The sequence below is a fragment of the Streptomyces sp. NPDC051064 genome, assembly GCF_044455985.1.
In the GTDB taxonomy this organism is placed as follows: Bacteria; Actinomycetota; Actinomycetes; order Streptomycetales; family Streptomycetaceae; genus Streptomyces.
Window position 1 is genome coordinate 292,908 of record NZ_JBITFK010000010.1, and the last position, 25,079, is coordinate 317,986.

A 25,079-nucleotide genomic window follows, 5' to 3' on the forward strand; every position below is an offset into this window, starting at 1 on the left:
CCATGTGGCGCTCGCTGCGGCCCATCGGCCGCAGCGACGCGTCCGGCGGCTACCGCCGCTACGCCTGGACCGGCGCCGACGCCGAGTGCCGCCTGTGGTTCCAGGCGCAGGCCGAGGCGCGCGGTCTCGACCACGAGGTCGACCGCAACGGCAACCAGTGGGCCTGGCTCGGCGACCCGCTCGCCGGGGACGCCGTGGTCACCGGGTCCCACCTCGACTCCGTGCCGGACGGCGGCGCCTTCGACGGCCCTCTCGGTGTGGTGTCCTCCTTCGCCGCCCTGGACGAACTCCGCCGCAGGGGAGCGGTGTTCACCAGGCCCTTCGCCATCACCAACTTCGGCGACGAGGAGGGGGCCCGCTTCGGGCTGGCCTGCGTCGGCTCCCGGCTCGCCGCCGGACAGCTGACCGTCGAGCACGCGCACCGGCTCCGGGACGGGGACGGCGTCTCGCTCCCGCAGGCCATGGAGGCCGCGGGCTACGACCCCGACGCCATCGGGCCCGACCCCGAACGGCTCGCCCGGATCGGTGCGTTCGTCGAGCTCCATGTCGAGCAGGGGCGCGCCCTCGACCTGAGCGGGGACCCGGTCGGGATCGCCTCGGCCATCTGGCCGCACGGCCGCTGGCGGTTCGACTTCCGGGGCGAGGCCAACCACGCCGGCACGACACGCCTCGCCGACCGGCGCGACCCGATGCTCACGTACGCCGAGACCGTGCTCGCGGCCCGGCGCGAGGCCGAGCTCGCCGGAGGTCTCGCGACCTTCGGCAAGATCGCCGTCGAGCCGAACGGGGTCAACGCGATCCCCTCCCTCGTGCGGGGGTGGCTCGACTCACGCGCCGCCGACCAGGCCACTCTCGACGCCGTCGTGAGCGGCGTCGAGCGGGCCGCGAGGGAGCACGCCGAGCGGGCCGGGATCGATCTCGACGTCGTACGCGAGTCGTTCACGCCGGTGGTGGACTTCCAGCACGCGCTCCGGGACGAGATCGGCCGGGTGCTGGAGAAGCGCGGCCCGGACGGCGGCGGGCGCACCGTCCCCGTGCTCGGTACGGGAGCCGGACACGACGCGGGTATTTTGTCCGCTTCCGTGCCGACCGCCATGCTGTTCGTACGGAACCCCACCGGGATCTCGCACTCACCCGCCGAGCACGCCGCCGAGGACGACTGCGTGGCCGGGGTGAGGGCACTCGCCGACGTACTGGAAGGTCTCGCGTGCAGCTGACAACGCAACCGACGGGCACACCGGTCACCGCGACGTACTGGATGTCGCATGCCTGGCTCGCCACCCATGTCGAGCCGGGCGTCCTCCTGGACGTGGCCGGCGGGCGCATCGCCGGGGTCCGGACGGGCATCGACACACCGCCGCCCGGCGCCGTCGTGCTCGACGGGCTGACCGTCCCGGGACTGGCCAACACCCACTCTCACGCCTTCCACCGCGCGCTGCGCTCCACCGCCCAGGTGGGGTCCGGCACCTTCTGGACCTGGCGCGAGCTGATGTACCGGACGGCCTCCCGCCTCACCCCCGACACCTACTACGACCTGGCCCGTGCCACATACGCCGAGATGGCGCTGGCCGGGATCACCGCGGTGGGCGAATTCCACTATGTGCACCACGCGCCCGGAGGCACGCCCTACGACAATCCGAACGCCATGGGCGAGGCGCTCGTCGCGGCGGCGGCCGAAGCCGGGATCCGCATCACCCTGCTCGACACCGCCTATCTGGCCGCCGGCTTCGGGGAGAAGCCGAGCCGGCACCAGCTGCGCTTCTCCGACACCACCGCCGACGCCTGGGCCGAGCGTGCCTCCCTCCTCAAGGGCGACGACGACCTGGTGGTGATCGGCGCCGCGATCCACTCCGTGCGCGCCGTCCCGGCCGGGCAGCTGTCCACCGTCGCGCAGTGGGCGCAGGAGCGGGCGGCCCCGCTCCATGTCCACCTCTCCGAGCAGACCGCGGAGAACGACGCCTGCCTCGCCGCCCACCGCCGCACCCCCGCCCGGCTCCTCGCCGACCACGGGGTCCTCGGCCCGCACACCACCGGCATCCACAACACGCACCTCACGGCCGAGGACATCGAGCTGCTGGGCTCCTCCCGGACGGGCACCTGCATGTGCCCCACGACCGAACGCGACCTCGCCGACGGCATCGGCCCGGCCACCGCCCTCCAGGGCGCGGGCTCCCCCCTCTCGCTGGGCAGTGACAGCCACGCCGTGATCGACCTCTTCGAGGAGGCACGGGCGATGGAGCTCAACGAACGCCTGCGCACCCATGTCCGGGGCCACTGGACGGCGGCAGCGCTGCTCAGGGCGGCTTCCGCCGAGGGCCACGCCGCGCTCGGCCGCCCGGACGCGGGCGTGCTCGAACCGGGCGCGCCCGCCGACCTCGCCACCGTGGCGCTGGACTCCGTCAGAACAGCGGGGCCGGTGCCCCGGCTGGCAGCCGAAGCAGCCGTATTCGCCGCGACGGCCGCCGATGTGCGGCACACCGTGGTGGCGGGTCGGCACATCGTCCGGGACGGCCGGCACACACGGATCGACGACGTGCCCGGAGCGCTCGCCTCGGCCATCGCCGCCCTGTACGCCTGAGCGCCCTGCGCGCCACCGCACCGTGAACCCGGGCCCGGCCCGGGACCGAGCCGAAAGAAAGCTGTGCCCGGATGACGACCACCCCGACGACCGCCATCACCCACATCGCGAACCTGGTCACCAACGACCCCTCCCTCGGTAACGGAACCCCCCTGGGCCTGATCCGGGACGCGGCCGTCGTCATCGACGGTGACCGGATCGTCTGGACCGGTGAATCCAGCAAAGCACCCGCCACCGACAACGCCGTCGACGCGGGCGGCCGCGCCGTGATCCCCGGCTTCGTCGATTCCCACTCCCACCTGGTGTTCGCCGGCGACCGCACCGCCGAGTTCAACGCCCGTATGTCAGGCCGCCCCTACTCCGCGGGCGGCATCCGCACGACCGTGGCCGCCACCCGCGCCGCCTCCGACGAGGAGCTCTCCGCCAACGTCGCGCGCTACCTCGCGGAGGCGCTCCGGCAGGGCACCACCACCTTCGAGACCAAGTCCGGCTACGGCCTCACCGTCGAGGACGAGGCACGCGCCCTGCGCATCGCCGCCCGCCACACCGACGAGGTCACCTTCCTCGGCGCCCACATCGTGTCCCCCGACTACGCCGACGATCCCGCCGGTTACGTCGGCCTCGTCACCGGCCCGATGCTGGACGCCTGTGCCCCGTACGCCCGCTGGATCGACGTCTTCTGCGAGCGTGGTGCCTTCGACGAGGACCAGGCGCGCACGATCCTCACCGCCGGGAAGGCCAGGGGTCTCCACCCCCGCGTCCACGCCAACCAGCTCGGCCACGGCCCCGGGGTCCGGCTCGCCGTCGAGCTGGACGCGGCGTCCGCCGACCACTGCACCCACCTCGACGACGCCGACCTCGACGCGCTCGGCCAGGGCTCCACCGTCGCCACCCTTCTCCCCGGCGCCGAGTTCTCCACCCGGGCGGCCTGGCCCGACGCCCGCCGCATCCTCGGGGCGGGTGCCACGGTCGCCCTGTCCACGGACTGCAATCCGGGCTCCTCGTTCACCTCCTCCATGCCGTTCTGCGTCGCCCTCGCCGTACGGGACATGGGTATGACCCCCGACGAAGCGGTCTGGTCCGCCACCGCCGGAGGCGCCGCCGCTCTGCGCCGCACCGACATCGGCCGCATCACCCCCGGCGCCCGCGCCGACCTCGTGATGCTGGACGCGCCGAGCCATGTCCACCTGGCCTACCGGCCGGGAGTCCCCCTGGTGGCGGCGGTATGGCGGGGCGGCGAGCGGGCGGTGTGATGCCCCAGGGGCGGCGCAGGGGGTTTTCACCGGTCGGTCACAGGATGTCGCGGCTGTCTACCGCCGGGTGACCGCGCCCGGTACCGTTCTGGGCAGCGTGGCTCAGGGGGGTAGGACCGGGGGGTCTAGTGAGCAGCAGGCGCATACGTGTGGTCAGGCCCGGAGATCTGGGCGCGGGGGACATCGAGAGCTGGCGGGAGCTCCGGGCCGAGTCCGGCGCCCCGGCCCATCCGTTCATGGAACCGGAGTTCGCCCTTGCCGTCGGCCGGGTCCGGCCGCACGCGCGGGTGGCGCTGATCAGCGAGGAATCCGGGGGACCGGCCGGTTTCCTCGCCTTCGAGCGGGGACGGCTCGGCCACGGCCGGGCCATCGGCTTCGGGGTCTCCGACGTCCAGGGCGCCGTGCTGCGCCCCGGTCTTCCGCTGGACGCGAGGGAGCTGCTGCGGGCCTGCGGGCTCTCCGCGTGGGAGTTCGACAACCTCGAGGAGGGCCAGGGCCTCTTCGAGCCGGACGCCGCCCGCTCGTACGCCTCGTACGTCATCGATGTCGGCGACGGTTACGAGCGCTACGAGCAGGTCCTGCGGGCACGGTCGCCGAAGTTCCTCAGGACCACCCTGGCCAAGGAGCGCAAGCTCGGCCGCGAGGCCGGGGAGGTGCGTTTCGTCCTCGACGAGCGGGATCCGGCGGTGCTGCGGACCCTGATGGAGTGGAAGTCCGCCCAGTACCGCAGGACCGGACGGCGCGACCGCTTCGCGAAGAGGTGGATCCGAGACCTGGCGGAGTTCCTCTTCCACACCCGGGCACCCGGCTGTTCCGGCCTGCTCTCCGTCCTGTACGCGGGCGACCGGCCCGTGGCCGCCCACTTCGGGCTGCGCTCGCGCACGGTGCTCTCGTGCTGGTTCCCGGCGTACGACCCCGGGTTCGCGAAGTTCTCACCGGGCCTGATCCTGCATCTGCGGATGGCGCGGGCGGCGGCGGACGACGGCATCGGGATGCTCGACATGGGGCGAGGTGCGGCCGAGTACAAGGACGCCCTGAAGACCGGTGAACTCACGGTGTACGAGGGTGCCTCGGTCAGGCCGGGCGTGGGCGCGGCCCTCCAGTGGGCCGGCCGCGAACCCTCCCGCCGCGCGCACGGCTTCGTACGGAACCGGCCACGGCTGGCCGGCCTGGCGCAGCGCGGCCTCGAACGGGCCGGCCGGCTGCGCGAACCGAAACGTCCATAGCGTCACGACCCGGGGGGACCGGATGCCGTACGGGAACGAACAGGCGGGGAGGGCGGAGCGGTTACCCGGCGTCGGCCGGCTCGCCGGCATGGCCGTCGCCGAGCTGGAGCTCGACGCGGCCGACGGCACGGGCGCCCGGATCGGGCCCGCGCCCGGCGGGCCGCCCCTGGGACCGCGGGACGGCGAGGAGCAGCGGATCTTCGCTCTGGTGCGGCTGCGCGGGCGCCCCGTCGGCACGGTCGTCGGGCGCGTCAGGGCGGGCGACGATCCGGCCTCCGTCCTCGCCGAGCAGGCGGCGGACGAGATCGACGTCCCGGACGCCCCGGAGCGTCCTCCGGCCGGGGAGGTGCCCAGGGCCACGGTCGTCGTCGCGACCCGGGAGCGCCCCGCGCAGCTCGCCCGCGCCCTCGATTCGCTGCTCGCCCAGGACCACCCGGACTTCGAGATCGTGGTCGTCGACAACGCCCCGGCCACGGACGCCACCCGTGAGCTCATCACCTCCGCCTACGCCGGCCGGGGGGTGAGCTATGCCTGTGAGCCGGTCCCCGGTCTGGCGGCCGCGCACAACAGAGGGGTCCTCCTCGCGAAGGCGGACGTCGTCGCCTTCACCGACGACGACGTCATCGCCGACCCGCACTGGCTCAGCGCCCTCACCCGGCCCTTCGGCGAGGACCCCAGGCTTGCCTGCGTCACGGGCCTGATCCTGCCGGCCAGGCTGAGCACCCCGGCGCAGATCCTGCTGGAGAGCCACGGCGGCTTCGCCAAGGGGTTCGCCGCACGCCGCTACGACCCCGCGCACCCGCCCGCCGACGAGCCGCTCTTCCCGTTCACGGCCGGGCGCTTCGGCTCGGGCGCCAACATGGCCTTCCGCGGCGAGGCGTTGAAAGCCGTCGGAGGTTTCGACCCCGCCACCGGAACCGGCACCGCGGCCAAGGGGGGTGACGACCTCTACGCGTTCGTACGGCTCCTCGCCGGGGGGCACCCACTGCACTACACGCCCGACGCGATCGTCTGGCACCACCACCGGGAGCGCTGGGAGGACCTGTGCGGGCAGGCGTACGGCTACGGCGCCGGGCTCACCGCCTGCCTCACCGCGCTACTGGTCCGGAGGCCCGCCCTGCTGCCGTCCCTCCTGGCCCGGCTGCCGCGCGGCCTCGCCCACGCCCGCACGATGACGGCGCCCCGTGCCACCGACGCCGGGGAAAACGGCGTTCCCGGCGCGCACGGCGCGTACACCTACCCGTGGCCCCGACATCTGTCCCGGCTGGAGCGCAGAGGTCTGCTGTACGGCCCCTTCGGATACGTACGCGCGAGGCTCGCCGTCCGTGCCGCACGCCCCTGGGAGGCGAGATGAGCGCGCGCGGACCGGAGGAGCCCGGCAGACGAGTGGCGCCCCCGATACCCGTGCTGCTGTACCACGCGGTGATGGACGACCCGCCGGAGTGGATCGCCGAATTCACGGTCACGCCGAGGGAGTTCGCCGCCCAGCTTGACGCGATCGGTGCCTGCGGCCGCACGCCGGTCCCGGTCGGTGCGCTCGTCGCCCATCTCGCGGGGCGTGAGCCGCTGCCGGACCGGCCGGTCGTCCTGACCTTCGACGACGGTTTCGCGGACCTGCCGGGGCCGACCGCCGAGGCGCTCGCCGGACGGTCGATGCCGGCCACCGCGTATCTCACGACGGGCGCGCTGACACGGTCCGGCGGGGGCAGCCTGCTGCCGCCCGCGCCGATGATGAGCCTGGCCCAGGCGCCCCTGCTGGAGCAGTACGGCATGGAGGTGGGCGGGCACACCGTCACGCACGCGCAGCTGGACACCCTGCCCGCCGCGGCTCTGCGCTCGGAACTCGTCGACTCCAGGAAGGTGCTGGAGGACGTCCTGGGCCATGAGGTGGCCCATCTCGCCTATCCGCACGGATACAACAGCGTGCGCGTGCGCCGTGCCGCCCGCGCCGCCGGTTACGAGAGCGCGGTGGCCGTCCGGCACGCGCTGAGCTCCGGCCGGGACGAGCCGTACCGGATCGCGCGGCTGATCCTGAGGCGGAGCCACACCGTGCGGGACATCGAGCGCTGGATGGCGGGCGAGGGCGCGCGCGTGGCGCCGTTCCCCGACTCGCTGCCGACGGTGGGCTGGCGGTGGTACCGGCGGGGGCGGGCCGCCGTGCGGGGGCCGGAGTTCGCGGGGTGACGTGAGGACGGCGAAGAAAGGGACGAGAGCGCCACAAAGGCGAAGCACATTCCTATACTTCGCTTAAGGGGACAGCGGCGTGACGGCCGCGACCACATCCGTGGGGGGAGTCGCACCGTGCCACAGCATGTGCCCGCGCCGGTCAAGGGGGACACAGCGGGGAGTGCCGAGCCGGGGCCTCCCCCCGGGCGGTCGCACGACGCCGCCCCCGAGGCGGCGCCCCGCGGTCTCCCCGGCGCGCTGAGACCCTGGACGGTCCTCACCTGGCTGCCGTTACTCCTGGCGGCCGGTCTCTGGATCGCCTCGCTGCCGTCCATCGGATTCCGCTCGATGGGCGAGTACGGGCTCCTGGACCGGCTGCCCGTCATCCACTACCTCTCCCTGCTCGTCCTGACCGCGGGTTTCCTGGTCAGCCTCCGTCGCGCGGGCACGGCCCCGTGGTGGCCCGCGCTGTACTGCGCCGGGCTGCTGATGGCACTCAAGGGCGTCCCCGCCGTCCTGTACGACTCGGAGCGCTACCCCTGGGCGTCCAAGCACGACGCGGTCATCAACCACCTGCTGGCCAAGGGCGAACTGCGGCCGAACGAGGGCCTGTCCGGCAACATGTCGGCCTACGACCAGTGGCCCGGCTTCTTCACGCTCAACGGCGGGCTCGTCCGAGCCTTCGGGGCCGACAGTGCCGCCGCCTACCTGAACTGGGCGCCCGTCGTCCTCGGCCTGCTGATGATGCCGGTCCTGGTCCTGATCTACCGCACCTTCAGCGAGGACCGGCGCCTCGTGTGGACCGCCGTCTGGATCTTCCAGCTCGCCAACTGGGTGGGCCAGGACTATCTCGCCCCGCAGGGGCTCGCCTTCCTCCTCCACCTCGCCGTACTCGCCGTCGTCGTACGGCACTTCGTGCGCCCCGGCTCCGCCGGGCGGCTGCGCTCGCGGGCCTGGCTCGACCCGGCCGCCGCAGCCGTCCCGCCGCCCACCCGTACCCGGCAGCGCGCGGTCTGTGTCGTGGTCCTGGTGCCCCTGATCGTGGCCGTCAACGCGGTGCACCAGCTGACCCCGGTGATGCTCTGCGTCACCCTGCTCGCGCTCAACCTCACCCGCCGCTACCGCAACCCCGGGCTCCTCACCGTGGCCGGGCTGCTCATGCTGGCCTGGGACCTCACCATGGGCCGCCCCCTCTTCACCGAGACACTGGGCACCCTGCGCGACTCCCTCGGCGAACTCACCCAGAACTCCCGCGCCGGATACGCCGGACAGCTCACCGGGGCCGGCCCCGAGCTCGCGGGGCGGGCCAACGTCCTGATGGTGCTGGGCGTCGCCGTCCTCGCCGGCGCGGCCCTCCTGATGCGGCGCCGCCTGGTGCACAGCGCCCTGCCGCTGCTGCTGGCCTCGGCCGCGCCCGTCCCCCTGTTCGTGGTCAACGACTACGGCGGCGAAATGCTCTTCCGGGTCTACCTGTTCGCGCTCCCGGGCGCCGCTTTCTTCGCCGCCGCGGCGCTCGTCCCGGCCGCCGGGGGCACCGGGGCGCACCGGGTCCGCCCGGCCGTACGGAAGATCTGCGCCGTCGCGCTGCCGGTGTCACTGGTCGCGCTGCTCGCCGGCTTCATGGCGTCGTACTACGGGAAGGAGCAGATGAACTACACCCCGCCCGCCGAGACCGCGCTCGTCACGCGCACCATCGACCGGGCTCCCGAAGGAGCGCTGATCCTGGCCACCACCGGGTCGTTCCCGCAGGCGCTGCACCGCTACGACCGGCTGGAGCACTGGTTCTTCGCCGAGCAGGAGCTCCCCGAGAACGTCGAGATGCTCAAGGACCCGGCGGGCTACCTCTCGACCCGGCTGCCGCCCGGCACCACGGCCTACGTCATCCTCACGCGCACCCAGGACATCTACACCGCGGGTGAGGGGCTGCTGCCCCCCGGCGGCTTCGACGCCCTGACCCGGGACCTCACCGCCTCGCCGCTCTTCCACGTGGTCGAGCGGACCGGACACGGCGTGGTCTTGCGCTACGACAGCCCCTGAGACGCGTCCCTGACCAGGAAGGCAGCCACGTGTCCGAGAACCGGCAACCGGCACTCCCCGCCCGGCAGACCCTGATCAGAGCCGCCCTGGCGCTCTCCGGATGGGTGGCGCTCGCCGCGACCGCGCTGCCGGGGGGATCACCCCTGCGCTGGGCCCCCGTGCTCCTCTTCGTCTGCCTCGGCCCCGGCTTCGCCCTGCTGTATCCGCAGCCCGGACCGCTCAGGCCGGGCGCCCGCCTCGAAGCGGCCGCGCTCGCCGCGCCCCTCGGGCTCTCCGTGGCCGTCGTCGCGGCCACCGCGCTGTTCCTGGTGGAAGGGTTCTCGGGGACCGCGTTCCTGATGGTCCTCGCCGCGTTCACCACCCTCGCCGCCGCCCTCCCGGGGCTTCCGCTGCCCGCGGCCACCCGGGGTGCTGTCGAGCGGGCCAGGCCGACCCCGGCGAGGCGCCGGTGACCCGCCACCGCGCACCGGAGGGCCGCCCCCGTATGTACCTCGTGCTCACGCTGGTCGCCGTCGCGGCGCTGCTGACCGGACTCCTGGCCTGGTTCGGCACGTCCTCCTCCGGTGAGGACGACGAGCGGGTGCCCTCCGCCGGCGCCCTCCCGGCCGACGCCGCCACCGGCCCGGTGTCCGGCGGGACGTGCGCCCCCACCGCCACGCTCGTCCCGCCGTGCGGGGCCTGGTGGGGCGCCTATGTGCCGTACGCCGAGAACGGTTCGATCAAGGACGCGGTGTACGCGTTCGAGGAGAAGATCGGCCGGAAGCTCGACCTCCTGTACACGTACCACGACATGTCGAACACCGACATCGACGGCCGGCTCCTGACCCCCGACGAACAGATCCTCGGCCGGGACAGGCTGCTCATGCTGGCCTGGGAGTCCACGGTGTGGCGCGAGCCCCACCACGCCAACTGGACCGAGGACCAGCTCGGCTGGGCGGACATCGCGTCGGGGAAGCACGACCGGGAGATCATCGATCCGCAGGCGCGCCGCCTCAAGGCGTACGGGAAGCGGGTCTTCCTCTCCTTCGACCAGGAGGTCGACGCCCGGGTCGGCGACGCGGGCACGCCCGAGGAGTACGTCGCCGCCTACCGCCACCTCCACGACCGGTTCGAGGAGCTGGGTGTGGACAACGTGGTCTGGGTGTGGACGGTCTCCGGCTATCTCCCGTCGGGAAAGCTCTTCGAGCGGCTCTACCCGGGCGACGACTACGTCGACTGGATCGGCATGGACCAGTACAACTACTTCACCTGCCACGACACCACGGACTGGAAGGACTTCGACCGCAGCCAGCGGCCTGCCTACGAGTGGCTGCGCACCCACATCAGCGCCGAGAAGCCGCTGATGTTCGCCGAGTTCGCCACGGTGCCCGATCCGGCGGACAAGGACCGTCAGCGCGAGTGGTACGAGGAGATCCCGAAGGTGGCCAGGACCATGCCCGAGGCCAAGGCGTTGGTGCACTGGAACCGGGCGGTCCCGGGCAAGGGCTGTGACCTCACGGTCAACGAGGGGCCGGGCCTGGAGGGTTACCGCACGGCCGGCCAGGACGACTGGTTCAAGCAGCCGGTGCCCGGCCGCTGACCCACCCCCGGACGCCGTACGCCACCGCCGTCGCCGCGAACAGCCCCCAGAACACGGGCAGTCCGGTCGCGGCGAAGGCGTCCTGCGCGGCCCACCCGGCCACCGCGGCGGGCGGCCGTACCCCGAGGCGGAGCGGGGCCGAGTGCAGGGCCGCCACGGTCGCGTCGATCAGCTCCGCACCAGTCAGACTCGTACGGTCAGGGCCGAGCGCAGTCCCAGGGCGGAGGCGGCGGCCACGGCGGTCATGGCGATCAGCATCGCCCAGCCGGCTCCGGCGATCCCCAGCGGGCCGAGCAGCACGGCCGCGGTGCCGAGGACGAGGACGCACATCGCGCCCTGCAGGACGGCTAGAGCGCCGGTGCGGCCCTGCACCCGCAGCACCCCGATGTACAGCTCGACCACGACCCGGGGCAGGGCGGCCGCGGCCAGCAGCCTCAGGACCAGGGTGCCGTGGGCGGCGTAGTCGGAGCCGAAGGGGCTGAGGATCTGCGGGGCGAAGAGGACCAGGACGGCCACGACGGGAACCAGCAGGACCGCCATGCGGCGCAGCGCCCCGCGCACGCCCTCGGCCAGGTGGCCGGGGCTGTGCGAGGCGTGCGCGGTGAGCGAGGAGGCCATGTTGATGGCCATGAACTCCATGGTGCCGCCGACGGTGTAGGCGATGTAGAAGAAGCCGTTGTGCGCGGCGTCGAAGCGCACGGCCACCATCACCGGCAGCAGGTTGATCATGGCCAGGCTGAAGAGAGCACCGACGGAGTCGCCCGCCAGGAACCTGCCAATCTCGCGCATCCGGGGCGGCTCGCGATCCCGGTCGGCGCCCGCCTGACGCGGGATCAGCCGTCGGAAGATCAGCCAGCCGAGCGGCAGCACGGACAGGGCGATGGCCGCGGCCCAGGACACGAAGACGCCGAGGACGGGCAGCGCGGTCGCGAACGCGGCGAGGAGCAGCAGCTTGCCGACGGAGAACACGGCGTTGCCGACGGGCACCCAGACGGCCTTGCGCAGCCCGGTCAGCACCCCGTCCTGGAGGGTGAGGACCGCCCACGCGACGCAGGAACCCGTGAAGACGAGCCCGGCGGACAGGGTGCCGAGCGGGGCGTACGAATCGCCCCACAGGTCCAGCGTGAGCAGGAAGACCACGCAGGCCAAGGTGACGACGACGGAGCTGACCAGGTAGGTACGGGCGACCAGGGACCCGGTGGCGCGTCCGGCGCGGGGCACGTAGCGGACGACGGCGCCGATCATCGTGGTCGCGGTGACCGAGGCGAGGAGCCGCATCGCGGCGATGGCGGCGGAGCCCTGGCCGACGGCCTCCTCGGTGTAGTAGCGGGCGGCGACCAGCCAGAAACCCAGGCCGAGAGCGGCGGAGACCCCGGTGGAGAGCATCAGGGCGTAGGCGTTGCGGAACATCGAGTCGCCGCTCGCGCCGCTCTCCGGGGCAGGCCGGGCCGGCACGTCGGCCTTCGGCCGGCCGGTTCTCGCCGTGTCAGCCACCGGGCAGCTCTCCCGCGGGCCGGACACCGGCCGCTGCCAGGATCTCGATGACGGGGCCTGCGCGCAGCGGGTCGACGGGCAGGGCGTGACGGGCGAACCAGGCCGCCTCGGCGGGGGCGGGCGACGGGTCGGTGAACGGTGTGCCCGCGTAGGTGTCGAGCGGCGGGTCGTAGAGATAGCCGACGGTGATGCGCCGGCGGGCGAGCGCGGCGACGGCCGCGTCCCGGTCGGCCACGAGCAACGGCACCCGGAACAGCGGCTGTACGGGTGCACCGGCGGGGACCGGAGGGGCCCAGCGGGTGGCGAGGAGTCGCTCGGTGCCGGTCCGGTGCGCGGCGAGCCGCTCGTCGAGGCCGGCCAGCAGACGGGCGACGCGCCGCAGCCGTAATCGGCCCGGGGCGATCCGGTAGTCGTGCATGTCGACGCGGACCCAGGAGTGGAAGGCATCCAGCGAGGGCGCGGCGCCCAGGGCCTGTCGCAGCTCCGCGGGCCGCAACGGCATCCGGATCTCGTCGCGTTCCTGGAGCCCGAGAAGCCGCAGGGCCCACCAGGCGGCGGGCGCGAGCCGCAGCCCGCGTACGGCCGATTCCGCGTACGGGCGTACGGCGTAGGCGAGTTCGGCGGTGAGGCGGGCCGGGTCGAGCAGGGCGTCCCGGGCCCGCTCCAGCGGGGCGCGCACGGCCGGGTCGGCGACGGCGAGGAAGCCTCCGGCCTTCGCGCCGACGTGTTTGGAGAGGCTGAAGGCGGCCGCGTCCCCGAACGAGCCGACGGGTCTTCCGTCCGTGACGCTGCCGATGGCGTGCGCGGCGTCCTCGACCAGAGGGACGCCGAGGCGGTCGCAGCGCTCGCGCAGCCGCCCGGCCGGGTCCGGGTTCCCGTACAGATTGGTGGTGAGGACGGCCGAGAGGCCGTCCCACACGGCGTCGGGCACGGCGTCCACGTCGATCGAGCCGTCCGCCGCCGACAGCGGGGCCTGGACGGGCCGCAGGCCCGCGGCGAGGACGACGAAGAGGATGACGTCGTCGTTGACCGGGGACATCAGGATCCTGCCGCCGGGTTCGCACCAGTGGCGCAGCGCCAGATAGAGGCCCAGCCGGCAGGACGGTACGTAGAGGCATTCCCGCCCCAGCCGGACGCCCATCGCCGATTCGACCGCTGCCACTGCTCCGCGGTCCGCAGGACCGCTCTCCCCATGAGCCATGTGTTCCCCCCAGAACCCTGCCCAATGTGGCCCAGTCCGTGGCACTTCGTCAACAATGCGGAAGGACCCGCCCGTCGGCCGGGGCAGGTCCTTCCGCAATGACGTACCGGTGGTGCGGGTGACGTCGGGTCACTCCTCCACGGTCAGGCCCTTCCTGAGCTTGACCAGGGTCCGGGAGAGGAGCCGGGACACGTGCATCTGCGAGATGCCGAGCTCCTCGCCGATCTCCGACTGCGTCATGTTGGAGACGAACCGCATGGAGAGGATCGTGCGGTCGCGCAGCGGGAGCGAGGCGATGAGCGGCTTGAGGGACTCGACGTACTCGATGCCCTCCAGGCCGTGGTCCTCGTAGCCGAGGCGGTCCGCGAGCGATCCCTCGTTGCCGTCCGCCTGGTCGTCGGGTTTGGCGTCCAGCGAGCTCGCGGTGTACGCGTTGCTCGCGGCCATGCCCTCGACGACCTCGTCCCTGCTGAGGCCGAGGCGGTCGGCGAGTTCGACGACCGTGGGCGAGCGGTCCAGCTTCTGGGCCAGCTCGTCGCCTGCCTTGGCGAGGTCCAGCCGCAGCTCCTGCAGCCGGCGCGGGACGCGCACGGACCAGCTGGTGTCACGGAAGAAGCGCTTGATCTCGCCGACGATGGTGGGCATCGCGAACGTCGGGAACTCGACGCCCCTGCTGAGCTCGAAGCGGTCGATCGCCTTGATCAGGCCGATGGTGCCGACCTGGACGATGTCCTCCATGGGCTCGCTGCGGGTGCGGAACCGGGCGGCGGCGAACTTGACCAGGGCCAAGTTGAGTTCTACGAGGGTGTTGCGTACGTACGCGTACTCGTGGGTGCCCTCCTCGAGGGCTTCGAGCCGCGCGAAGAGCGTCTTGGAGAGGGCCCTGGCGTCCAGGGCGCCGACCTCGGCGTAGGGCGGGATCTCGGGAAGTCCCTCGAGACCCTCGAACTCCTCGCCCGGAAGGTGGTCCTCGGCGGTCGGATCGGTGGTGGTGCTGATGCTGGTCCGCGGGCCGGGTACGGCGCTCGCGACAGCGGAGTCGGAATCGGTCGGTCCCTGAGGACATGCCGACGTCGCGATGTGGGTACGCGATACGTCGAGCCGGGGTGACATGGTTCTCCTCCATCGTTCTCGGCATATGGCTGCCGATGCCCATACGTCTTCCTGCGGTGAAGCGGCGCCTCCGAAGCCGATCGAGATTACTGGTGCAGATGTCTCTTCTACCCTTACCCGTTTCCAGCTACGAGTTACAAGCGCCAAATCAGCCTATATGTCCGGTTTGTTGAGTTCTTCGACTACCGTGTGGCGAGGGAAACGCGTAATGTTTTACGCACGTCGGCGGCAGCCACGACGAAGCCGCGTACACAGGGACGTGGGTAGTGACGGACGGCGAAGAGGGACAGTCAATGGACCGCGGGACGGTCGGCAGTGCGAACCGGGGTCGGCTGAGTGTCGAGATCCGGACCGAGGGGCGGAGCGAGGTCGTGACGCCGGTGGGTGAGCTCGATCACCACACCGCCGATCTGCTTCGGGAGCCCCTGGAGAGCGCGGTCGCGCAAGGGCGTACGCGCCTGGTGGTCGACTGTTCCGGGCTCGACTTCTGTGACTCCACCGGGCTCAATGTGCTGCTCGGTGCGCGTCTGAAGGCCGAGGCCGCCGGAGGAGGGGTCCACCTCGCCGGAATGCAGCCCGTGGTGGCCCGCGTCTTCGAGATCACGGGGGCTGAGGCGGTCTTCACCGTCCACGCCTCGCTCGAAGACGCTCTGAGCAGCTGACAGCGGCGCCGCCGATGTCAGCCCCCGGCCTCGGGAGCCCCGCCTGTCGCGCGAGTCACGCTTACGGCGTAGGCGAAAAGGGTGTTGTCACCATTCGGCCGGGCAGGAGACATCCCGTCGGGGGCGTGGAACCCGCACACTCTGTATCTGACCAGTTCTGTTCGATGGCAACACGGTGAATCGGTGAGGTGAAGCGCTGATGAGCACCACCCGGCAGCATCCGCCGGGCGGCCTCGGCCGCGAGCCGGACGGCACGGGCACCGCCTCTGCCGTACCCGCTGACCGGCAGTGGCGCACGCTCTCGCTGAGACACGCCAGCGGCATCGTGCCGATGGCCCGCGACTTCGCCCGGCAGGCACTCCACGACTGGGGCTGGCTGCCCGCGTCGGGGGCCGACCGTCGGGCGGCGGCCGAGGACGTCCTCCTGGTCGTCTCCGAGCTGGTCACGAACGCCTGCCTGCACGCGGACGGTCCCGAGGAGCTCCGCATCGGCTGCACGCCCAAGATGCTCCGGGTCGAGGTCGACGACGCCGGGGCCGGGCAGCCGGCGCCGCGCACCCCGCACAGGGCGGGGCGGCCCGGCGGGCACGGCATGTTCATCGTGCAGCGGCTCTGCATGGACTGGGGCGTGACGCGTACGCCGGAGCGGCCGGGCAAGACCGTCTGGGCGGAGCTCGCCGCTCCGGCGTAGCCGCTCCCGCGCAACGCCGCTCGCCCCCGCCGACTCCGCGCAACGACTCAGGGCCCCGCACCGATCGGTGCGGGGCCCTGAGTCATGCGGGCGGGGTCCGTGTCAGCGGACGTCGCCCATGAGCGTCTTGACCTTGCCGCGGTACATGAAGACCGCGACGCCCGCGAGGACCGCGAGCGCGGCCTGGAGGGCCACCACCCCGGTGCCGTTGAGCTCGACACCCGCGATGGACAGCAGACCCGTGGTGCAGTCACCGGCGGTCACGGCCAGGAACCAGACACCCATCATCTGGCTGGCGTACTTGGCCGGGGCCATCTTCGTGGTGACCGAGAGGCCGACCGGGGAGAGCGTCAGCTCACCGACGGTCTGTACGAAGTAGATCGCGACCAGCCACATAGCGGCGGCCTTGTGACCGTCACCCGCGATGGTCAGCGGTGCCAGGAAGAGGAAGAACGACGCGCCGACCAGGACCAGACCGGAGCTGAACTTCACGACGGTGCTGGGCTCCTTGCCCCGCCGGTTCAGGGCCAGCCAGAAGGCGGCGAAGACCGGGGCCAGCGCCATGATCAGGACCGGGTTGACCGACTGGTACCAGGAGACCGGGAAGTCCCAGCCGAGGACCGAGTTCTCCGCCGAGGAGTCCGCGAAGATCGCCAGGGTCGAACCGCCCTGGTCGTAGATCATCCAGAAGATGGCGGCGGCCACGAAGAACCAGATGTAGCCGGACATCTTCTTCTGCTCGGTCTGGCTGAGCTCCTTGTCGCGCTTGATGCGCGCCAGCACCAGCACCGGGATGACCAGGCCCGCGATCGTGATCGGGACCAGCAGCCAGTTCAGCGTGTAGACGCCGGTGACGACCGTGCCGATGTAGAAGACGGCCGCGATGCCCAGCCAGATCATCGACTTGCGCAGTGTGGCCGCGCGCTCGTCGACGGAGAGCGGCTTCGGCACGACGAGGCTGCGCTCGTTGAGGTGGCGGGTGCCGAGCAGGAACTGGACGACACCGAGTCCCATGCCGAGCGCGGCCAGGGCGAAGCCCAGGTGCCAGTTGACGTTCTCGCCGACGGTGCCGATCACCAGCGGGGCGGCGAAGGCGCCCACGTTGATGCCCATGTAGAAGATCGTGAAGCCACCGTCACGGCGCGGGTCGTCCGGGCCGTCGTAGAGGTGGCCGACCATCGTGGAGATGTTGGACTTCAGCAGGCCGGAGCCGATGGCGACGAGGCCGAGCCCTGCGAAGAACGTGCCCTCGGAGGGCAGTGCCAGCGTCAGGTGGCCGAGCATGATGACGCCGCCCGCGATGGCGACGGTCTTGCGGGGACCCCAGACACGGTCGCCGAACCAGCCGCCGGGCATGGCGAGCAGGTACACCAGCGAGAGGTAGACCGAGTAGATCGCGGTGGCCGTGGCGGGGTTCATGTGAAGCCCGTTGGGAGCGATCAGGTAGAGCGGGAGAAGGGCGCGCATGCCGTAGTAGCTGAAGCGCTCCCACATCTCCGTCATGAAGAGAGTGGCCAGGCCGCGGGGGTGGCCGAAGAAGGTCTTCTCCGAACCAGAAGTACTGGCCGAGTCCTTCGTCAGGCTGGACGCCATGGTCGATCCTTGCTGGTCGGGACGCGCCGCCTCGTGAGCGGTACGCGCCCGGTGGGGGGTAGCCGGCACCGGGCGGACACGCCCCACCCCTGACGCCTCGAGGGATTCGATCCGGGCCACCGCTCCGCCGGGAGTGTGGGGACGGGATCGTGGGACAGACCGCTCCGGGATCCACGCCCGGCGCGCGTCCTCGCGCTCCGGGCCCGGCCCACAGGTCATTCACTGATCGGGGCCGGCGGGAACCGGCCCGTACACAAAAGAGACCCTTGGCGCGAAACGCTGCCCAAAGGTCCTTCGGTGGTGCAACAGGCGTCGAGCAACCATACGACATGACACACGGGGATATGGAAGGACTTGAGAGATGGATCACAGGTGTGCGTGGAACCACAGTCCCATATTCGAAGGAGGATGCCCGATTCGTGGCCCTGACCCGCAGGGCCTGCCCAGTGCCTCACCCCAGCGGGCCTGCGCGGACTACCATCACTGCATGACCCGTGTACTGCTCGCCGAGGACGACGCATCCATCTCGGAGCCACTGGCCCGCGCCCTGCGTCGTGAGGGTTACGAGGTCGAGGTCCGCGAGGACGGTCCGACCGCACTCGACGCCGGACTCCAGGGAGGCGTCGACCTGGTCGTCCTCGACCTGGGGCTGCCCGGGATGGACGGACTGGAGGTCGCCAGGCGGCTGCGGGCCGACGGCCACGCCGTGCCGATCCTGGTGCTGACCGCCCGGGCCGACGAGGTCGACACGGTGGTCGGCCTGGACGCCGGCGCCGACGACTACGTCACCAAGCCCTTCCGCCTCGCCGAGCTCCTCGCCCGGGTCCGCGCCCTGCTGCGCCGCGGCGCCACCGAGCCCGCCCCGCAGCCCGCCACGCACGGCGTCAGGATCGACGTCGAGTCCCACCGGGCCTGGATGGGCGACGAGGAACTCCAGCTCACCGCCAAGGAGTTCGACCTGCTCCGGGTCCTCGTACGGGACGCGGGCCGGGTCGTCACCCGCGACCAGCTGATGCGTGAGGTCTGGGACACCACCTGGTGGTCCTCCACGAAGACCCTCGACATGCACATCTCCTGGCTCCGCAAGAAGCTCGGCGACGACGCGGCCAATCCGCGCTACATCGCCACCGTCCGGGGCGTCGGCTTCCGGTTCGAGAAGAGCTGACGTACAGAACAGTCATGCGCCGCCGACTGATCAACTCCACGCTCGCCGTGGTGCTCGTCGTGATCGCCGTCTTCGGCGTCTCCCTCGTCATCGTCGAGACCCGCACCATCAGCAACAGCGCTCAGGAGAGCGTCGACTCCGAGGCGTTCCGGCTGATCAGCGTCGTCGAGAGCCGGCTGCTCGGCGCCGAGCGGATCACCCCCCAGGTCCTCGCCGAGCAGGTGGACCCCAGCCGCTACGCCCGTGTCGAGATCCCCGGACGCGCCGCCATCGAGGTCGGCGAGCGCCCCACGGACGGCAACGCCATCCGCAGCACGGAGACGGGGGAGCAGGGCGAGAAGGTCACCGTCGAGGAGGACCGCTCGGCCGTGACCCGTGAGGTCGGCCGGACGCTGCTGATCATCGGAGCGGTGGCGTTGCTGGCCATCATCTCCGCCGTACTCCTGGCCGTACGCCAGGCCGACCGGCTCACCTCCCCGCTCACCGACCTCGCCGAGACGGCCGAGCGCCTCGGATCGGGCGACCCCCGGCCCCGCCACAAGCGGTACGGGGTGACGGAGCTGGACCGGGTCGCCGACGTCCTGGACTCCTCCGCCGAGCGGATCGCCCGGATGCTGACCGCGGAGCGGCGCCTCGCCGCGGACGCCTCGCACCAGCTCCGTACGCCCCTGACCGCGCTCTCCATGCGGATCGAGGAGATCTCCGTCACCGACGACCCGGACACGGTGAAGGAGGAGGCGAACATCGCGCTCACCCAGGTCGAGCGGCTCACCGACGTGGTGCAGCGGCTGCTGACCAACGCCCGGGACCCGCGCACCGGCTCCGCCGTCGTCTTCGACCTGGACGAGGTCGTCAAGCAGCAGATCGAGGAATGGCGTCCGGCCTACCGCAGCGCCGGCCGGGCCGTCGTCTGCTCGGGCAAGCACGGTCTGGAGGCCGTCGGGACCCCGGGCGCCGTCGCCCAGGTGCTCGCCGCTCTGATCGAGAACTCGCTGATGCACGGTGGCGGCACGGTCGCGCTGCGTACCCGTGTCACCGGCAACCAGGTCGTCGTCGAGGTCACGGACGAGGGCCCCGGCGTCCCCGCCGACCTGGGGGCGCGGATCTTCGAGCGCACCATCAGCGGCCGCAACTCCACCGGGATCGGCCTGGCCGTGGCCCGGGACCTCGCCGAGGCCGACGGCGGCCGGCTCGAACTGCTCCAGCAGCAGCCCCCGGTCTTCGCCCTCTTCCTCAGCCGGGTGGCGCCGAGCCGCAAGGAATCCGTACGCCCCGTGCGCTGAGCGTCAGCGGGGCAGGGGGCCCGGTGTCACCTCGTCCGAGGGCCGCCGCTGTTCCAGAAATCGTTCCGCGTTGAGCACGGCCTCCTTGGCGGGCAGCGCCTTGAACACCCAGGTGCGGTAGGACCAGAAGCGGAACAGCGTGGCGATCCCGATGCCGACGATCTTGAAGACATTGCTCTGGACCGGGCTGTTCCAGCCGAAGCCGTACGTCGCCAGGTAGAGCACGCCCGTCTCGATCACCGCGCCGACGGCGCTGAAGAGCAGGAACAGCATCAGCTCCCGGGTGCGCCCGGTCTTGTCGCGGTCCCGGTAGGTCCAGTAACGGAAGCCGACGTAGTTGAAGAGGATGGCGACGACCGTCCCCATCAGCCCGGCCCGCACCACCGGGAAGTCCGTGGTGCGCCAGATCAGGTTCGAGACGACGATATTGACGACCAGCCCGAGTGCGCCCACCGCGCCGAACTTGGCGACCTCCCGGGCCAGCAGATCAAGCCGGGTCCGCAGTGCGCCCCGTTCGCTCATGGTGATCGCTCAGCCCCGTCCGGTCGGTTTCGTCAACCCGGCCATGCTAACCAGCCCTCCCGTGTGTTGCCCGTGAGCCGGCCTCGCCCGCGTGACGAGGCATCCTTCCCGGAGGTGCGGGGGCGGTGCCGGAGACGGTGGGGAGAGCCCTCGCGCGGCCCGATACCCTGGACAGGTGACGTTTCCTGTAGTCGGCATGGTCGGCGGCGGCCAGCTCGCCCGTATGACCCACGAGGCGGGTATCCCCCTCGGCCTCAAATTCAAGCTCCTCAGTGACACGCCCCAGGACTCGGCCGCCCAGGTGGTGGGCGAGGTCGTCGTCGGCGACTACCGCGACCTGGAGACGCTGCGCGCCTTCGCGCGCGGCTGTGACGTGATCACCTTCGACCACGAGCACGTACCGACCGAGCACCTGCGGGCCCTGGAGGCGGACGGTATTCCCGTACGCCCCGGCCCCGACGCTCTGGTGCACGCCCAGGACAAGGGGGTGATGCGCGCGAAGCTCACGGAGATCGGCGCGCCCTGCCCCCGCCACCGCATCGTCGCGGACGCGGCGGACGCCGCCGCCTTCGCCGAGGAGGTGGGGGGCTTCCCCGTCATCCTCAAGACGGTCCGTGGCGGATACGACGGCAAGGGCGTGTGGGTGGTCCGCTCCGAGGCGGACGCCGCCGAGCCCTTCCGGGCCGGTGTCCCCGTCCTCGCGGAGGAGAAGGTCGACTTCGTGCGGGAGCTGGCGGCGAACATCGTCCGCTCACCGCACGGCCAGGCCGTCGCCTACCCGGTCGTCGAGTCCATCCAGGTCGACGGGGTCTGCGACACCGTCATCGCCCCGGCGCCCGACCTGGACGAGCGCCTCGCCGGGGAGGCCCAGCAGCTCGCCCTGCGGATCGCCGCCGAGCTGGGCGTGGTCGGCCACCTCGCGGTCGAGCTCTTCGAGACGCGCAGCGACGACGGGACCCCCGGCATTCTCGTGAACGAGCTCGCGATGCGCCCGCACAACTCCGGGCACTGGACCCAGGACGGCGCGGTCACCTCGCAGTTCGCCAACCATGTGCGGGCCGTCCTGGACCTCCCGCTCGGCGACCCCCGTCCGCGCGCCACCTGGACGGTCATGTGCAACGTCCTCGGGGGCGATTACCCGGACATGTACCAGGCGTATCTCCACTGCATGGCCCGCGACCCGCAGCTCAAGATCCACATGTACGGCAAGGACGTGAAGCCCGGCCGCAAGGTGGGCCACGTCAACACCTACGGCGACGATCTGGCGGACGTGCGGGAGCGCGCCCGGCACGCGGCCGACTACCTGCGAGGAACGATCACCGAATGACCGCACCAGGCTCCGCCCCCGTCGTCGGCATCGTCATGGGCTCGGACTCCGACTGGCCCGTGATGGAAGCGGCCGCCAAGGCCCTCGGCGAGTTCGAGATCCCCCACGAGGTCGACGTCGTCTCCGCCCACCGCATGCCGCACGAGATGATCGCGTACGGCGAGAGGGCCGCGGACCGCGGTCTCAAGGTCATCATCGCGGGGGCGGGCGGAGCGGCCCACCTGCCCGGGATGCTCGCCTCCGTCACCCCGCTGCCCGTGATCGGCGTGCCGGTCCCGCTGAAGTACCTCGACGGCATGGACAGCCTGCTGTCCATCGTCCAGATGCCGGCCGGGGTCCCCGTCGCCACGGTCTCCGTCGGCGGTGCCCGTAACGCCGGCCTGCTCGCCGCCCGTATCCTCGCCGCCCACGACAGCGCGCTGCTGGAGCGGATGAAGGACTTCCAGCAGGAGCTCAAGGAGCAGGCGACGGAGAAGGGCAAGCGGCTGCGCGCCAAGACCCAGGGCGCGGACTCCTTCGGCTTCGGGAAGTAGGTCACCGATGGACAACCTGGACCGCGCCCGGCTGCTCCTCGCCGACCACCCCGTCGTCGACGGCCACAACGACCTCCCCTGGGCGCTGCGCGAGCAGGTGGGCTACGACCTCGACGCCCGCGACATCTCCCAGGACCAGACCGGCACCCTGCACACCGACATCCCGCGGCTGCGGGCCGGCGGCGTCGGCGCGCAGTTCTGGTCCGTCTACGTCGCACCCCGCCTGGCGGGCGACGACGCGGTCAGCGCCACGCTGGAACAGATCGACGTGGTCGGCGAGATGCTGGCCCGCTACCCGGACGACCTGCGGCGCGCCCTGACCGCGGACGACATGGAGAAGGCCCGCGCCGAGGGCCGTATCGCCTCCCTGATGGGCGCCGAGGGCGGCCACTCCATCAACAACTCGCTGGCCACCCTGCGTGCGCTGCACACACTCGGTGTCCGCTACATGACGCTCACGCACAACGACAACACCGACTGGGCGGACTCGGCGACCGACTCCCCGCGCGTCGGCGGCCTGTCGGAGTTCGGCCGTGAGGTCGTACGCGAGATGAACCGCGTCGGGATGCTGGTCGACCTCTCCCATGTGGCGGCCACCACGATGCGCGACGCGCTCGCCACCTCCGTCGCGCCGGTGATCTTCTCGCACTCCTCCGCCCGGGCGGTCTGCGACCACCCGCGCAACATCCCCGACGACGTGCTGCGGATGCTCGCGGCCAACGGAGGCGTGGCCATGGCGACCTTCGTACCGAAGTTCGTCCTGACGGCGGCCGTCGAGTGGACGCTGGCCGCAGACCGCAACATGCGGGAGCACGGCCTGCATCACCTGGACACCACGCCGGCCGCCATGCGGATCCACGCGGACTTCGAGGCGCTCAACCCGCGCCCGATGGCCACCGTGGCGACGATCGCCGACCACCTCGACCACATGCGCGAGATCGCCGGGATCGACCACATCGGCATCGGCGGAGACTACGACGGCACGGCGTTCCTCCCCCTGGAGCTGGAGGACGTGTCGGGCTACCCGCACCTGATCGCCGAGCTGCTGACGCGAGGCTGGTCGGACACCGACGTGGCCAAGCTGACGTGGCAGAACGCGGTGCGGGTCCTGCGCGACGCGGAGGCGGTGTCCCGCGATCTGATCACGCGCGTCGGCCCGTCCCACGCGACGATCGACGAGCTGGACGGCCCGACGGGCTGAGCCGGTCCTCCGCGGACGAGGAGGCGGCGGCCCTGTGGCCGCCGCCTTTCAGCGTCTAGGCCTTCGGGCGGCCCATCGCGCGGTAGGTCCAGCCGGCCTCGCGCCACACCGCGGGGTCCAGCGCGTTGCGGCCGTCCAGGATGATCCGGCGCCCTGCGGCCTCGCCCAGTGCCACCGCGTCCAGCTCCCGGAATTCGCGCCACTCCGTCAGGTGCAGCACCACGTCCGCACCGCGCACCGCGTCCAGCGCCGTGTCCGCGTAGCCGAGCGTCGGGAAGAGCCGCCGGGCGTTCTCCATGCCCTTCGGGTCGAAGACCGTCACCTGGCCGCCCTGCAGATGTATCTGTCCGGCGACGTTCAGGGCCGGTGAGTCGCGTACGTCGTCGGAGTCCGGCTTGAAGGTGGCGCCCAGCACCGCGACGCGCGTGCCCAGGAACGATCCCCCGCCCACGGCCTCGCGGGCCAGCTCGACCATGTGACCGCGCCGGCGCATGTTGATGGAGTCGACCTCCCGCAGGAAGGTGAGCGCCTGGTCGGCACCCAGCTCACCGGCGCGCGCCATGAAGGCCCGGATGTCCTTGGGGAGACAGCCCCCGCCGAAGCCGATCCCGGCCCGCAGGAACTTCTTCCCGATGCGTTCGTCGTGGCCGATCGCCTCGGCGAGCTTCACCACGTCGCCGTCGGCGGCCTCGCAGACCTCGGCCATCGCGTTGATGAACGAGATCTTGGTCGCCAGGAAGGAGTTGGCGGAGGCCTTCACCAGCTCGGCGGTCGGGAAGTCCGTCACCACGAAGGGCGAGCCCTGGGCGATCGGTCCCGCGTACACCTCGCGCAGCACCTTCTCGGCCCGCTCGCCCTCCACGCCGATGACGATCCGGTCCGGGCGCAGGGTGTCCTCGACCGCGAAGCCCTCGCGGAGGAACTCCGGGTTCCAGGCCAGCTCCGCGTCCGTGCCCACCGGCGCCAGCTCGGCCAGCCGCGCCGCCAGCCGTGCGGCGGAGCCCACCGGGACGGTGGACTTGCCCACGACCAGCGCGGGGCGGGTCAGCTGCGGGGCCAGCGACTCGAAGGCGCTGTCCACGTAGCTCATGTCACAGGCGTACTCGCCGTGCTTCTGAGGAGTGTTCACGCAGACGAAGTGCACATCGCCGAACGCGCCGATCTCCTCCCAGGAGGTGGTGAAGCGCAGCCGCCCCGTAGAGCCCTCGATGCCCGCGACGTGCTTCTGCAGGATTTCCTCGAGCCCCGGCTCGTACATCGGCACCTTGCCGGCCGAGAGCATCTCGATCTTCTCGGGCACGACGTCGAGCCCGAGGACTTCGAAGCCCAGCTCCGCCATGGCCGCGGCATGGGTGGCGCCGAGGTAGCCGGTGCCGATCACGGTGATCCTGAGGGCCATGGGTGCTCCTGAACGATGCGGACAGACGTGCGGAGCCGAGCATAACCGGGCGTGCG

22 protein-coding genes and 1 pseudogene are annotated in these 25,079 nt (G+C 71.8%); 16 read left to right on the forward strand and 7 right to left on the reverse strand.

Features of this window, described 5'->3' with window-relative positions; translation table 11 throughout:
• Positions 1–2: 2 nt before the first annotated feature.
• From ACIBCU_RS32105 to ACIBCU_RS32145, 9 genes are all read left to right on the forward strand, one after another.
• On the forward strand, positions 3–1,217 hold the full coding sequence (locus ACIBCU_RS32105) for an allantoate amidohydrolase (RefSeq protein WP_399235787.1): 1,215 nt from the start codon (positions 3–5) through the stop codon (positions 1,215–1,217).
• On the forward strand, positions 1,208–2,578 hold the full coding sequence (locus ACIBCU_RS32110; protein ID WP_362934787.1) for a formimidoylglutamate deiminase: 1,371 nt from the start codon (positions 1,208–1,210) through the stop codon (positions 2,576–2,578). The genes ACIBCU_RS32105 and ACIBCU_RS32110 overlap by 10 nt, the downstream gene beginning before the upstream one ends.
• Positions 2,579–2,649: 71 nt before the next feature.
• On the forward strand, positions 2,650–3,831 hold the full coding sequence (gene hutI / locus ACIBCU_RS32115; RefSeq protein ID WP_399235720.1) for an imidazolonepropionase: 1,182 nt from the start codon (positions 2,650–2,652) through the stop codon (positions 3,829–3,831).
• A gap of 143 nt (positions 3,832–3,974) precedes the next feature.
• Positions 3,975–5,057, forward strand: a complete 1,083-nt coding sequence (locus ACIBCU_RS32120) for a GNAT family N-acetyltransferase (protein ID WP_399235789.1) — start codon at positions 3,975–3,977, stop codon at positions 5,055–5,057.
• A gap of 88 nt (positions 5,058–5,145) precedes the next feature.
• A complete protein-coding gene (locus ACIBCU_RS32125; protein ID WP_399235791.1) occupies positions 5,146–6,411 on the forward strand; it encodes a glycosyltransferase in 1,266 nt (421 codons plus the stop codon).
• The gene (locus tag ACIBCU_RS32130; RefSeq protein WP_399235722.1) at positions 6,408–7,241 is read left to right on the forward strand and encodes a polysaccharide deacetylase family protein; all 834 of its coding nucleotides are present in this window, start codon (positions 6,408–6,410) and stop codon (positions 7,239–7,241) included. Before ACIBCU_RS32125 ends, ACIBCU_RS32130 begins: the two co-directional genes overlap by 4 nt.
• Before the next feature lie 117 nt (positions 7,242–7,358).
• Positions 7,359–9,260 carry a hypothetical protein gene (locus tag ACIBCU_RS32135; protein ID WP_399235724.1) on the forward strand — a complete coding sequence of 634 codons (1,902 nt, stop codon included), beginning with the start codon at positions 7,359–7,361 and terminating at the stop codon, positions 9,258–9,260.
• Positions 9,261–9,289: 29 nt separating this feature from the next.
• Positions 9,290–9,712, forward strand: a complete 423-nt coding sequence (locus ACIBCU_RS32140; RefSeq protein WP_362934796.1) for a hypothetical protein — start codon at positions 9,290–9,292, stop codon at positions 9,710–9,712.
• 32 nt (positions 9,713–9,744) lie between these two features.
• Positions 9,745–10,839, forward strand: coding sequence for a glycoside hydrolase family 26 protein (locus ACIBCU_RS32145; RefSeq protein WP_399235726.1), 1,095 nt, complete (start codon positions 9,745–9,747; stop codon positions 10,837–10,839).
• Here ACIBCU_RS32145 and ACIBCU_RS32150 read toward each other — a convergent pair.
• The 4 genes and pseudogenes from ACIBCU_RS32150 to ACIBCU_RS32165 form a co-directional block, all read right to left on the reverse strand.
• A complete protein-coding gene (locus ACIBCU_RS32150; RefSeq protein WP_399235728.1) occupies positions 10,814–10,996 on the reverse strand; it encodes a hypothetical protein in 183 nt (60 codons plus the stop codon). The genes ACIBCU_RS32145 and ACIBCU_RS32150 overlap by 26 nt on opposite strands.
• A 32-nt stretch (positions 10,997–11,028) precedes the next feature.
• Positions 11,029–12,333: pseudogene (locus tag ACIBCU_RS32155) on the reverse strand (lipopolysaccharide biosynthesis protein); the annotation flags it as partial.
• Positions 12,326–13,474: a DegT/DnrJ/EryC1/StrS family aminotransferase gene (locus ACIBCU_RS32160; protein WP_362934920.1), complete on the reverse strand. Its 1,149-nt coding sequence runs from the start codon at positions 13,472–13,474 to the stop codon at positions 12,326–12,328. The pseudogene ACIBCU_RS32155 and the gene ACIBCU_RS32160, both read right to left, overlap by 8 nt.
• Before the next feature lie 189 nt (positions 13,475–13,663).
• Positions 13,664–14,647, reverse strand: coding sequence for an RNA polymerase sigma factor SigF (locus tag ACIBCU_RS32165; protein ID WP_362934802.1), 984 nt, complete (start codon positions 14,645–14,647; stop codon positions 13,664–13,666).
• Between the two features lie 293 nt (positions 14,648–14,940).
• On the opposite strand from ACIBCU_RS32165, the gene ACIBCU_RS32170 reads away from it, so the two are divergent.
• Both ACIBCU_RS32170 and ACIBCU_RS32175 read left to right on the forward strand, forming a co-directional pair.
• Positions 14,941–15,309, forward strand: a complete 369-nt coding sequence (locus ACIBCU_RS32170; protein ID WP_362934805.1) for an STAS domain-containing protein — start codon at positions 14,941–14,943, stop codon at positions 15,307–15,309.
• A 199-nt stretch (positions 15,310–15,508) separates the two neighbouring features.
• The gene (locus ACIBCU_RS32175; protein WP_362934808.1) at positions 15,509–16,000 is read left to right on the forward strand and encodes an ATP-binding protein; all 492 of its coding nucleotides are present in this window, start codon (positions 15,509–15,511) and stop codon (positions 15,998–16,000) included.
• Between the two features lie 102 nt (positions 16,001–16,102).
• On the opposite strand, the gene ACIBCU_RS32180 is transcribed toward ACIBCU_RS32175, so the two are convergent.
• A complete protein-coding gene (locus ACIBCU_RS32180; protein WP_362934811.1) occupies positions 16,103–17,593 on the reverse strand; it encodes an oligopeptide:H+ symporter in 1,491 nt (496 codons plus the stop codon).
• Between the two features lie 487 nt (positions 17,594–18,080).
• Here ACIBCU_RS32180 and ACIBCU_RS32185 point away from each other — a divergent pair, with 487 nt between their 5' ends.
• Positions 18,081–18,758, forward strand: coding sequence for a response regulator transcription factor (locus tag ACIBCU_RS32185; protein ID WP_031098784.1), 678 nt, complete (start codon positions 18,081–18,083; stop codon positions 18,756–18,758).
• A 14-nt stretch (positions 18,759–18,772) separates the two neighbouring features.
• The gene (locus ACIBCU_RS32190; protein WP_104786446.1) at positions 18,773–20,041 is read left to right on the forward strand and encodes an ATP-binding protein; all 1,269 of its coding nucleotides are present in this window, start codon (positions 18,773–18,775) and stop codon (positions 20,039–20,041) included.
• A 3-nt stretch (positions 20,042–20,044) separates the two neighbouring features.
• On the opposite strand, the gene ACIBCU_RS32195 is transcribed toward ACIBCU_RS32190, so the two are convergent.
• Positions 20,045–20,563, reverse strand: coding sequence for a GtrA family protein (locus tag ACIBCU_RS32195; RefSeq protein ID WP_362934814.1), 519 nt, complete (start codon positions 20,561–20,563; stop codon positions 20,045–20,047).
• A gap of 175 nt (positions 20,564–20,738) precedes the next feature.
• On the opposite strand from ACIBCU_RS32195, the gene ACIBCU_RS32200 reads away from it, so the two are divergent.
• The 3 genes from ACIBCU_RS32200 to ACIBCU_RS32210 are packed head-to-tail and all read left to right on the forward strand — an operon-like array spanning position 20,739 to position 23,624.
• A complete protein-coding gene (locus tag ACIBCU_RS32200) occupies positions 20,739–21,890 on the forward strand; it encodes a 5-(carboxyamino)imidazole ribonucleotide synthase (RefSeq protein ID WP_362934817.1) in 1,152 nt (383 codons plus the stop codon).
• Positions 21,887–22,423: a 5-(carboxyamino)imidazole ribonucleotide mutase gene (gene purE, locus ACIBCU_RS32205; protein WP_362934820.1), complete on the forward strand. Its 537-nt coding sequence runs from the start codon at positions 21,887–21,889 to the stop codon at positions 22,421–22,423. Before ACIBCU_RS32200 ends, purE begins: the two co-directional genes overlap by 4 nt.
• Positions 22,424–22,430: 7 nt before the next feature.
• Positions 22,431–23,624 carry a dipeptidase gene (locus tag ACIBCU_RS32210; RefSeq protein ID WP_362934823.1) on the forward strand — a complete coding sequence of 398 codons (1,194 nt, stop codon included), beginning with the start codon at positions 22,431–22,433 and terminating at the stop codon, positions 23,622–23,624.
• Between the two features lie 55 nt (positions 23,625–23,679).
• Here the strand turns inward: ACIBCU_RS32210 and ACIBCU_RS32215 are convergent, their stop codons facing one another.
• On the reverse strand, positions 23,680–25,023 hold the full coding sequence (locus ACIBCU_RS32215; RefSeq protein ID WP_362934826.1) for a UDP-glucose/GDP-mannose dehydrogenase family protein: 1,344 nt from the start codon (positions 25,021–25,023) through the stop codon (positions 23,680–23,682).
• Between the last annotated feature and the right edge of the window lie 56 nt (positions 25,024–25,079).

Bases quoted from the DNA above. Each gene is read 5' to 3' on its own strand.
- ACIBCU_RS32105 (WP_399235787.1), top strand. From the start codon at position 3: ATGTGGCGCTCGCTGCGGCCCATCGGCCGCAGCGACGCGTCCGGCGGC.
- hutI (WP_399235720.1), top strand. From the start codon at position 2,650: ATGACGACCACCCCGACGACCGCCATCACCCACATCGCGAACCTGGTC.
- ACIBCU_RS32125 (WP_399235791.1), top strand. From the start codon at position 5,146: ATGGCCGTCGCCGAGCTGGAGCTCGACGCGGCCGACGGCACGGGCGCC.
- ACIBCU_RS32130 (WP_399235722.1), top strand. From the start codon at position 6,408: ATGAGCGCGCGCGGACCGGAGGAGCCCGGCAGACGAGTGGCGCCCCCG.
- ACIBCU_RS32145 (WP_399235726.1), top strand. From the start codon at position 9,745: ATGTACCTCGTGCTCACGCTGGTCGCCGTCGCGGCGCTGCTGACCGGA.
- ACIBCU_RS32160 (WP_362934920.1), bottom strand. From the start codon at position 13,474: ATGGGCGTCCGGCTGGGGCGGGAATGCCTCTACGTACCGTCCTGCCGG.
- ACIBCU_RS32165 (WP_362934802.1), bottom strand. From the start codon at position 14,647: ATGTCACCCCGGCTCGACGTATCGCGTACCCACATCGCGACGTCGGCA.
- ACIBCU_RS32170 (WP_362934805.1), top strand. From the start codon at position 14,941: ATGGACCGCGGGACGGTCGGCAGTGCGAACCGGGGTCGGCTGAGTGTC.
- ACIBCU_RS32175 (WP_362934808.1), top strand. From the start codon at position 15,509: ATGAGCACCACCCGGCAGCATCCGCCGGGCGGCCTCGGCCGCGAGCCG.
- ACIBCU_RS32180 (WP_362934811.1), bottom strand. From the start codon at position 17,593: ATGGCGTCCAGCCTGACGAAGGACTCGGCCAGTACTTCTGGTTCGGAG.
- ACIBCU_RS32185 (WP_031098784.1), top strand. From the start codon at position 18,081: ATGACCCGTGTACTGCTCGCCGAGGACGACGCATCCATCTCGGAGCCA.
- ACIBCU_RS32190 (WP_104786446.1), top strand. From the start codon at position 18,773: ATGCGCCGCCGACTGATCAACTCCACGCTCGCCGTGGTGCTCGTCGTG.
- ACIBCU_RS32195 (WP_362934814.1), bottom strand. From the start codon at position 20,563: ATGAGCGAACGGGGCGCACTGCGGACCCGGCTTGATCTGCTGGCCCGG.
- purE (WP_362934820.1), top strand. From the start codon at position 21,887: ATGACCGCACCAGGCTCCGCCCCCGTCGTCGGCATCGTCATGGGCTCG.
- ACIBCU_RS32210 (WP_362934823.1), top strand. From the start codon at position 22,431: ATGGACAACCTGGACCGCGCCCGGCTGCTCCTCGCCGACCACCCCGTC.
- ACIBCU_RS32215 (WP_362934826.1), bottom strand. From the start codon at position 25,023: ATGGCCCTCAGGATCACCGTGATCGGCACCGGCTACCTCGGCGCCACC.